Source organism: Streptococcus sp. HMSC071D03 (genome assembly GCF_001812125.1).
GTDB lineage: Bacteria > Bacillota > Bacilli > Lactobacillales > Streptococcaceae > Streptococcus > Streptococcus pseudopneumoniae_N.
This window is the reverse complement of sequence record NZ_KV807688.1, coordinates 1-7,949: the sequence shown is the minus strand read 5'-3', so window position 1 is coordinate 7,949 and position 7,949 is coordinate 1. Positions and strand designations below refer to the sequence as shown.

Annotated in this window: 10 protein-coding genes; 2 read left to right on the top strand and 8 right to left on the bottom strand. The window is 38.9% G+C overall.

Translation table 11 applies throughout. The annotated features are described in order from the left end of the window. Positions 1-411: 411 nt before the first annotated feature. On the bottom strand, positions 412-750 hold the full coding sequence (gene cadX / locus HMPREF2837_RS00320) for a Cd(II)/Zn(II)-sensing metalloregulatory transcriptional regulator CadX (RefSeq protein ID WP_049549049.1): 339 nt from the start codon (positions 748-750) through the stop codon (positions 412-414). An 11-nt stretch (positions 751-761) separates the two neighbouring features. Then, positions 762-1,376, bottom strand: coding sequence for a CadD family cadmium resistance transporter (locus tag HMPREF2837_RS00315; protein ID WP_049549048.1), 615 nt, complete (start codon positions 1,374-1,376; stop codon positions 762-764). Positions 1,377-1,404: 28 nt separating this feature from the next. Here HMPREF2837_RS00315 and HMPREF2837_RS11565 point away from each other — a divergent pair, with 28 nt between their 5' ends. Continuing rightward, positions 1,405-1,533, top strand: coding sequence for a FanG protein (locus tag HMPREF2837_RS11565; protein WP_080979389.1), 129 nt, complete (start codon positions 1,405-1,407; stop codon positions 1,531-1,533). Between the two features lie 112 nt (positions 1,534-1,645). Here HMPREF2837_RS11565 and rpmG read toward each other — a convergent pair whose 3' ends face one another. The 4 genes from rpmG to HMPREF2837_RS00295 form a co-directional block, all read right to left on the bottom strand. Further along, a complete protein-coding gene (rpmG, locus tag HMPREF2837_RS00310; RefSeq protein WP_001265622.1) occupies positions 1,646-1,795 on the bottom strand; it encodes a 50S ribosomal protein L33 in 150 nt (49 codons plus the stop codon). Between the two features lie 15 nt (positions 1,796-1,810). Beyond that, positions 1,811-1,993: a 50S ribosomal protein L32 gene (gene rpmF, locus HMPREF2837_RS00305; RefSeq protein WP_000290417.1), complete on the bottom strand. Its 183-nt coding sequence runs from the start codon at positions 1,991-1,993 to the stop codon at positions 1,811-1,813. Positions 1,994-2,141: 148 nt separating this feature from the next. Next, positions 2,142-2,342: a type II toxin-antitoxin system antitoxin gene (locus HMPREF2837_RS00300; RefSeq protein ID WP_049549047.1), complete on the bottom strand. Its 201-nt coding sequence runs from the start codon at positions 2,340-2,342 to the stop codon at positions 2,142-2,144. A gap of 2 nt (positions 2,343-2,344) precedes the next feature. Beyond that, a complete protein-coding gene (locus tag HMPREF2837_RS00295; protein WP_075230495.1) occupies positions 2,345-3,352 on the bottom strand; it encodes an SPFH domain-containing protein in 1,008 nt (335 codons plus the stop codon). Positions 3,353-3,535: 183 nt separating this feature from the next. Between HMPREF2837_RS00295 and ilvD the strand changes: the two genes are divergently transcribed. Further along, on the top strand, positions 3,536-5,239 hold the full coding sequence (gene ilvD / locus HMPREF2837_RS00290) for a dihydroxy-acid dehydratase (RefSeq protein ID WP_049549045.1): 1,704 nt from the start codon (positions 3,536-3,538) through the stop codon (positions 5,237-5,239). 56 nt (positions 5,240-5,295) lie between these two features. Here the strand turns inward: ilvD and HMPREF2837_RS00285 are convergent, their stop codons facing one another. Then, positions 5,296-5,637: a metal-sulfur cluster assembly factor gene (locus HMPREF2837_RS00285; protein ID WP_049549044.1), complete on the bottom strand. Its 342-nt coding sequence runs from the start codon at positions 5,635-5,637 to the stop codon at positions 5,296-5,298. Between the two features lie 263 nt (positions 5,638-5,900). Continuing rightward, positions 5,901-7,718: an acyltransferase family protein gene (locus tag HMPREF2837_RS00280; protein WP_049549043.1), complete on the bottom strand. Its 1,818-nt coding sequence runs from the start codon at positions 7,716-7,718 to the stop codon at positions 5,901-5,903. Positions 7,719-7,949: the final 231 nt, after the last annotated feature.

The following is a 7,949-nucleotide window of genomic DNA, read 5'->3' as shown; positions in this document are numbered from 1 at the left end:
CTAGCGGTGGAACTTAGTTTGGGAATTTAGCCTTTTTTGCAGGGGGGATAATTTGAAAATCCTTCCAATTTACTTTCGAAATCTATAAAATATCTAATGTACTAGTAATTTACCCAATTGGTACACTCAAAGTTCCAAGTTTTTCCTCTTGAAACCTTCCGCCTGCCTATTAAATATAAAAGGTGCTTTCTACATTTTCCTTCTGTCACTTCTTGCATTTAAAAAGCAACAACACCGTAGGATGAAGATTCTACCGTCTTTTAATTGGCAATAAACAAGATATTTAGCAATAATCCTTTCTAGTTATCATCGATTAAATCTCATTTAAAAAAACTAATATGTGTAGTTATCTAAAACCTCTATCTATTTTTCTTAAACAACACAAAAACGCTCTAGACGTAAAAATAGTTGTTATCCTAGTTGATTAAAAAAATCTCTGATTTCCTCATCTTTTATAAAATAATATATAATTTTCCCCTCTCTTCTAGTATCCAAGATGTTTTGATTGGCTAGTTTACGAAGATGGTGGGAGGCAGATGCCATACTGAGATCTAGTAAACAGGCTATATCACAGACACAGAGTTCTTCAACAGCAAGGAGATAAAAGATGATATTTATCTGTTTATTATCGGTAAACTTTGTTAAAATGCGAAGTGATTTTTGGACTTTTTCCTTTTCAAGGTAGTTCATTGCGGTTGTAACATTTTGTTGATTTATAATATTCACTTGGCAGATACTATCTTTTTTCATAATATTTTCTCCTAGCCTAACATAGTCCATAGCATGTCAAAGCTGTTGTTTTCAATCAGGATATACATCCCCAATCCTAAATAAACAACGGCAATAAACCATCTGCTATATTTTTCCAAAGTTTCTCCAACAGAAGGGACTTGTGCCAATTTTTGGGCAGAAAAAACCAAGAGATAAATCATGACTAGAAAGGTAAGTAAAGCCACTATCAAATTCGCTAAATTTAAGGTAATAAAATATGGGACAAAAACACCAATATTGTCAGCACCACAACTTGCAAAAGTAATCATAGCGACTAGAAAAATCAGGTTTTTATTGTCTTTTCGCAAACCATCTTTTGCAATAGCTTTTCCATCAGAATCTCCTAAAAGCAAAACTTTGAGTCCTAGGAAAATTGGAATCAAACCGAGCAAACCTAAAATCTCTTTACTAGGAATATAATTTAAGACAAATGCAAAAAGTAAACTTAGCAATATTAGACTAACAGAGCCTAGAAATTGTCCTAAATAGATGTTAATGATGTCTTTTCTGCTTTTTCTTTTGGCAAAAAATAACATTAGGATAATAAGTAAGTCTACGGCTGTCCCAGAATACAGGATTATTGAAGTAACAACATTTTGAATCATAAAACACCTCATTCAAATATATTTTTGAATGTATTTTAACATTAAACTTTGTAGATGTCAACTTCAGCTCCATCAAAATATAGATAAGAAGGTAGTGTACCAAACATTAAAAAGCTCTGCCATCGAAATGATAGCAGGGCTTAATTTCAATATCTAAATGATATATTTATCTAAAAAAGGTAGAGATTGAACTGAAATATAGTAAAATTAACAAAAGAAAAAACGCTTGGAATCAGCGTTTTTCTTATGTATTGATTCGTATTGAATGCTTACTTCACTTCTGTAAACACAACGTGTTTGCGAAGTTTTGGTGAGTATTTCTTCAATTGAAGACGGTCTGGAGTGTTACGTTTGTTTTTAGAAGTAAGGTACAAGCGTTCACCAGATTCTTTGTGTTCAAGTGTAATATTTACGCGCATGGTATCTCCCTTCTATTATTCAGCTGATGCAGCTTTAGCGATTTTACGTCCTTTGTAGTATCCTTTAAGTGATACACGGTGAGAACGTGAGTAATCTCCAGTAGTTTCGTCAAAGTTTACAGATGGAGCTGTTACTTTGTAGTGTGTACGACGTTTGTTTTTCTTCGCTTTTGAAGTGCGACGTGCAGGTACTGCCATTTTGATTTCTCCTTTTAAGATATAAATTCAGTTAGGTTTGATTTTCATCAACTTTAATAGTATATCAAAACTTTTTTGTAAAGTAAAGTTACTTGACAAAAAAAGATTAAAAAATTTTCCTATCCAATCTGCTGGATAGGAAAATAGATTAAATATCAATCTCGAATGCTTCATCAATGGTTTCTGAGACGTATTTCCCGTCTTTTTTTCGTTGTTTGACGCATTCGGTGAGAAGATACTCGATTTGCCCATTGACTGATCGGAAGTCATCTTCTGCCCATGATGCGAGTGCAGCGTATAGCTTATTCGAAAGTCGAAGGGGGATTTGCTTTTTTTTAGCTTCTGCCATTTCTAATAAAGGCTTCCTGTATTGACAATTGGTTGTGCATCATGATTGCCACAGAGAACGACTAGGAGATTTGAAACCATTGCTGCTTTACGCTCTTCATCTAGTTCAACCAACTCTCCTTCATTGAGACGTTCCAGTGCCATTTCAACCATTCCTACAGCGCCGTCTACAATCATCTTACGTGCATCAATAATGGCTGATGCTTGTTGGCGTTGAAGCATGACAGCTGCAATTTCCGGTGCATAAGCTAGGTAAGTAATACGTGCCTCAAGAATTTCCAAACCAGCATCCTCTACACGACTTTGGATTTCTTCACGAATACGGTTAGCTACAATTTCGCTAGAGCCACGGAGACTTCCTTCATCGGCTTGCCCATCACCCGTAGTATCCACATTCGGAGACACATCGTAAGGATAGATGCGGACAATATTACGGAGTGCACTATCACACTGCAATGACAGATATTCTTTGTAGTTATCAACGTTGAAGACTGCTTTGGCTGTATCGACAACTCTCCAAGTTACCGCGATGCCGATTTCTACAGGGTTCCCTAAGCAATCGTTAATCTTTTGACGGGAATTGCTCAAAGTCATAACCTTGAGGGAAATCTGTTTCTTGCCAATTTCAAGGTTTACATCATTGCCATTTGATGATTTCATCCCTGAAAAAGGGGATTTTGTGCTAACATCACCACTTTGACCTAGTCGAGTGTGGTTTGCAGGATTGACCGCTATACTGAAGGGATTGACAAAGTAAAAACCAGGTTCTTTAATGGTACCCGTATAGTTACCAAAGAGGGTCAAAACCAGAGCTTCCTGAGGTTTAACAACTTTTAAACCAGCATGAGCTAGAGCTGAAATTAAGATTAATAAAAGCCCGATAATAATTCCAAAAATATTTTCCGAACCAGCACCCATTATAAATATAAGGAAACCAAGTACGAGTGCCAACTCAATGAGTACCAATGCTACTACACCATTTGGTTTTGAATTGATTAGTTTTTCAGTCATCAGAATGACCTCCTATATTTGATATCTAAACGATATCACTTTAATTTATAAAGTCAAGAAATAAATGCAAAATTTTTAAAGAAAATATTTCTGTATAGAATTTTCTGAAAATTCAAGAATTTTCTTCTGTTCATTGCTTTTAAAATGTGCTATAATGATACAAACTGAATTGGGAGGGAACAAATGACAGAATTAGATAAACGTCACCGCAGCAGTATCTATGACAGCATGGTTAAATCACCAAACCGTGCCATGCTTCGTGCGACTGGTATGACAGATAAGGACTTTGAAACACCGATTGTGGGAGTCATTTCGACTTGGGCAGAAAATACACCATGTAATATCCACTTGCATGACTTCGGTAAGCTTGCAAAAGAAGGTGTCAAATCTGCTGGTGCTTGGCCTGTGCAGTTTGGAACCATTACGGTAGCAGACGGGATTGCCATGGGAACGCCTGGTATGCGCTTCTCTCTAACGTCTCGTGATATCATTGCGGATTCTATCGAAGCTGCTATGGGCGGTCACAACGTGGATGCCTTTGTGGCTATCGGTGGTTGTGACAAGAACATGCCTGGTTCTATGATTGCCATTGCCAATATGGATATCCCAGCTATTTTCGCTTACGGTGGTACTATCGCCCCTGGAAAACTGGATGGCAAAGACATCGACTTGGTTTCTGTATTTGAGGGAATCGGAAAATGGAACCACGGTGATATGACAGCTGAGGACGTGAAACGTCTCGAATGTAATGCCTGCCCTGGCCCTGGTGGTTGTGGTGGTATGTATACTGCCAACACCATGGCGACTGCTATCGAAGTTTTGGGGATGAGCTTGCCAGGTTCTTCTTCTCACCCAGCAGAATCTGCTGATAAGAAAGAAGACATAGAAGCAGCTGGACGTGCTGTAGTTAAAATGCTTGAACTCGGTCTCAAACCGTCTGATATCTTGACTCGTGAAGCCTTTGAAGATGCTATCACTGTAACTATGGCTCTCGGTGGTTCTACAAATGCCACTCTTCACTTGCTTGCCATTGCCCATGCCGCAAATGTTGACTTGTCACTTGAGGACTTCAATACGATCCAAGAGCGTGTGCCTCACTTGGCCGACTTGAAACCTTCTGGTCAGTATGTCTTCCAAGATCTCTACGAAGTTGGTGGTGTGCCTGCGGTTATGAAATATCTCTTGGCGAATGGCTTCCTTCATGGAGACCGCATTACATGTACTGGTAAGACAGTTGCTGAGAACTTGGTTGACTTTGCAGACCTTACACCAGGTCAAAAAGTTATTATGCCACTTGAAAATCCAAAACGTGCGGATGGTCCGCTTATTATCTTGAACGGGAACCTTGCCCCTGATGGCGCGGTTGCTAAAGTATCAGGTGTTAAAGTGCGTCGTCACGTTGGTCCAGCTAAGGTCTTTGACTCAGAAGAAGATGCTATCCAGGCCGTTCTGACAGATGAAATCGTTGATGGCGATGTTGTCGTTGTTCGTTTCGTTGGACCTAAAGGTGGTCCTGGTATGCCTGAGATGCTGTCACTTTCATCAATGATTGTTGGTAAAGGTCAAGGAGACAAGGTTGCCCTCTTGACAGACGGCCGTTTCTCTGGTGGTACTTATGGTCTGGTTGTTGGACATATCGCTCCTGAAGCTCAGGATGGTGGACCAATTGCTTACCTTCGTACAGGCGATATCGTTACAGTTGACCAAGATACCAAAGAAATTTCCATGGACGTTTCCGATGAAGAGCTTGAAAAACGCAAGGCAGAAACAACCTTGCCACCACTTTATAGCCGTGGTGTTCTCGGCAAGTATGCCCATACCGTATCTTCTGCATCACGTGGTGCCGTTACAGATTTCTGGAATATGGAACAATCGGGTAAAAAATAAGCAAATCAAAAGCAAGCTTAAACTAGCTTGCTTTTTGTATTTTTCAAAATAGATAACTATCGTGGAGGTAGCCCTAGAGCTATACGCCCATAACGACTAATACGTGTAATCTTCCAAGCTGGAGACCAAGTAACCTCAACCTTGACATCCTCAATTCCTTCAATCTGTTTCAGACCTGCCACAATTTTAATAGGTAAACTTTCTGCACAGTCACAGGCAGTATCCGTGAAGGTCATAACAACTGTACAAAGTCCATTTTCGTCCAAGTCAATCTCGTAAATCAATCCAAGGTTGTATACATCTAACTCTACATCTGTATCATAAACTTTTTCGAGCACTTCAATGATTTGATTTCCTAATGCTAAAGCACGGTCATTAATCTTGATGTCTTCTCTCATTACATTCCCTCCATTTTCTGACTGCACCTATTTTCTCATAATTCTGACAATTTGGCAAGTTTTTCCCAATCAAGACGTGATCCGCCATAAAAACGAAAGTCTAGAGATTGCCATAGTTGAGCCAAACTACCCAAAGATCTAACAACCTAGAGTAAGACGATATTACCATAGGTTAGAGAGAGAAGCTTAGAGAATGAATTATTTTCTAAGAAGTACTTTCTAAAAAGAAAAAGTAGAGAACGGTCATCTCTACTTTTTAAATATTATTTTGACTTCACAGGCTTATCTGCCAAGGCCTTGATAGCTGATGCTATCGTTTCTGCGTAGAGCTTAGCACCCTCTTCTAATTTGGTATTATCACTTCCAAAGTGAACCTGGTCAGTTCCTTTCCAGATATCTGGATTATCTTTGGATACTTGGTTCCAATCTGCAATTTCAATGTAAGGATACTTTTGAGCAACTTCACGCGCATAGCTAGCATATTGTTCTACATAAGGCTGAGTTGCTTGAGTTGTATCACCCTCATAAGGTGTTATAAGTACAAGTTGATGCCCCTTAGGTAGATTTGTTATCAAAGAATCGATATCAGCCTTATAATCCTCAGGATTATTCACTCCAGTAGCAATAACGACTATTTTAGGGAGGACTTTATTCTGACTGTGGTTGAGCATAATAGCATTGGCTTGCTTGGTATTTCTGCTTATTTGACCATCTGTCTGAGCGTCTGGTAGAACCTCTTTAAGTCCAGGTGTTGCACGCAAGGTTACAGAATCTCCAATGATGGATACACCTTCGGCAATATTGTAGCGACTGGCTTCTGCTTGATCCGCCATGGTTTTTGTACGGGTAATATTGGTTTGAGCTTGATTGAGGCCATTTACCATCAAATCCGTTTCAAAAGCACCGACTTGGGGAGCTATGAGCATCACAATCAGTGTCAGCAAGCTAAGAAAACCGACGCTCCCCGTAAAAATTGGTTGAATATGCGGAATTTCTTTTACCTTTTGCAATAAGCTAGTGTTCTTCCCGGCAATGAAAGGTTCAATCACATAGAAAGAAAGGCTTGCAAAGAGATAAGAAAAGATAGTAGTGAGAATCACTGCCGGTAGATTGCTCATCAACTGAGAGAAAATGATATAAAACGGCCAGTGGAAAAGATAAACAGCATAGCTGGTATCAGCTAAGAAGCTAATTACCTTGGGTTCTTCAATCGTCGGAGTTTTCTCATGTAAAACTCGTGCTGCAACAATCATCAAAAGGGCAGCTAAACTTGCCAACAAGAAGCCAAGCAAGTAGGCAAAGAGATAATTGAATTTCACAAAGAAGGTCAATAAGAGTAAAACTCCGAGACCAGCCCCAAATACTAGCAAGGTCTGTTTCAAGTCTAGGGTTTGATTCAAACGTTTGAGAAGAGGTGTCGTTTGACGAACACCTACCAAAGATGCCAAAATACTGCCTAGAAAGAAAGGATAGACGTGAGTAAAGCTAGAAAAGTAAAGCGTCGAGTAGGAACTAACGATAAAGCTACCGATAAACATTGAAAGAAAACCGATGATAAAGACAGCTGATGATATAAGAAAGACAAGCCCTCTTAATTGTCCAGATGATTTTACCTGCTTGGACAAGAACCAAACCGCCAAGCCCCACAAGATATAGTAATGAACCTCAACCGCCAAGCTCCAATTATGAACAAACAAATGAGGAATGAACTGCGATTCATAACTTCCCCCTGTTAACATTTCATAGAAGTTAGTCATAAAACCAAGAACACCAGCTATCTGACTACCAATCCCGGCTATATAATCTTGGCGAACCAAGAAAGTAAAAGGCATAACGACCAGGATCATCAAGACGACTGGAGGGAAAATACGATAAAAACGTCTCCTGAAAAATCCTAGGATATCAATCTTACCTTTTTGTCCAAATTCTTCTAACAGGAGTGACGTAATTAGAAAACCTGAAAAGGTGAAGAAGACGTCAACCCCGAAGAAACCTCCTGGGAAAACCGTCTGAAAAAAATGGTACAAGAGTACCAAGAGTAAGCCTGTAATCCTAATCAAGGAAAACCATTTAATACGCATACGAGTTTATTCTCCGTTCATTAGAGTAGTAAAAAAACCATCTAATGTTCATTCCATACTACCTTTATTTTATCAAAAAAAGAAGAAAAATCCTAAGAGAAAACTTAGGATTTCAGAACGAAGACAAACGTCATTTTTGGCGTTTGTCTTTTTTACTTTTCAAAAATATGTTGTCTCATCATCTGATATTCCATCCGAAAATCTGTATTTGAGAAAAATAAAAAGGGATAT